The sequence below is a fragment of the Streptomyces sporangiiformans genome (assembly GCF_005768555.2).
GTDB lineage: Bacteria > Actinomycetota > Actinomycetes > Streptomycetales > Streptomycetaceae > Streptomyces > Streptomyces sporangiiformans.
The window spans coordinates 1-1,267 of record NZ_VCHX02000063.1; the positions used below are offsets into that span (position 1 = coordinate 1).

Consider the following 1,267-nt stretch of genomic DNA (forward strand, 5'->3'; position numbering starts at 1 on the left):
GGGCGGCCGGCGTTCGAGTTGCGGGCGGTGCTGGCCGCGACGCTGTCGCCGACCTGGGGTGTCTACAGCGGGTTCGAGCTGTGTGAGAACACCCCTCTGCGGGCGGGCAGCGAAGAGTACCTGCATTCGGAGAAGTACCAACTACGGCCACGGAACTGGGAGTCGGCCGAACGCGAGGGTCGTAGCATCAGTCCCCTGATAGCCGAACTCAATACGATCCGGCGGCGCAGCCCGGCCCTGAGGCAACTGCGGGACCTGCACTTCCATCACGCGGACAAGGACGCGGTCATCGCGTACTCGAAGCGCAGCGGCTCGAACACGGTTGTGGTGGTGGTCAACCTCGACCCGCACCACACCCAGGAGGCCACGGTCTCGTTGGACATGCCACGACTCGGCCTGGAGTGGCACGAGTCCGTCCCGGTGCGCGACGAGCTCACCGGCGCCACCTACCACTGGGGCAGGACCAACTATGTGCGGCTCGAACCCGGCCAACAGCCCGCGCACATCCTGACCGTCCTGCGACCGTCCTCACCGCCAACCGGAGGGTCACCCACATCATGATCGTCAACGAGCCCGTCCCGGACACCTTCGAAGACACCCCCGCGAAAGACCGCGACCCCGAGTGGTTCAAACGCGCCGTGTTCTACGAAGTCCTCGTCCGCTCCTTCCAGGACAGCAACGGCGACGGCATCGGCGACCTCAAAGGGCTGACGGCCAAGCTCGACTACCTGCAATGGCTCGGCATCGACTGCCTGTGGCTGCCGCCGTTCTTCAAATCCCCCCTGCGCGACGGCGGCTACGACGTCTCCGACTACACCGCCGTCCTGCCCGAGTTCGGCGACCTCGCCGACTTCGTGGAGTTCGTGGACGCCGCCCACCAGCGCGGCATGCGCGTGATCATCGACTTCGTCATGAACCACACCAGCGACCAGCACCCGTGGTTCCAGGCTTCCCGCAACGATCCCGACGGCCCCTACGGCGACTACTACGTATGGGCCGACGACGACAAGCAGTACCAGGACGCCCGGATCATCTTCGTCGACACCGAAGCCTCCAACTGGACCTTCGACCCGGTCCGCAAGCAGTACTACTGGCACCGCTTCTTCTCCCACCAGCCGGACCTCAACTTCGAGAACCCGGCCGTCCAGGAAGAGATCATCTCCGCCCTGCGGTTCTGGCTGGACCTGGGGATCGACGGGTTCCGGCTGGACGCGGTCCCCTACCTCTACGCGGAGGAGGGCACCGACTGCGAGAACCTGCCCGCCAC

At 65.8% G+C, this 1,267-nt stretch carries 1 protein-coding gene and 1 pseudogene; both read left to right on the forward strand.

All coding sequences use genetic code 11. The features are described 5' to 3' along the window. Positions 1 to 561, forward strand: a pseudogene (locus FGD71_RS05800) (alpha-1,4-glucan--maltose-1-phosphate maltosyltransferase); the annotation flags it as partial. After that, on the forward strand, positions 558 to 1,267 hold a 710-nt coding region (locus FGD71_RS05805; protein ID WP_240436416.1), incomplete at its 3' end, for an alpha-amylase family glycosyl hydrolase. The pseudogene FGD71_RS05800 and the gene FGD71_RS05805, both read left to right, overlap by 4 nt.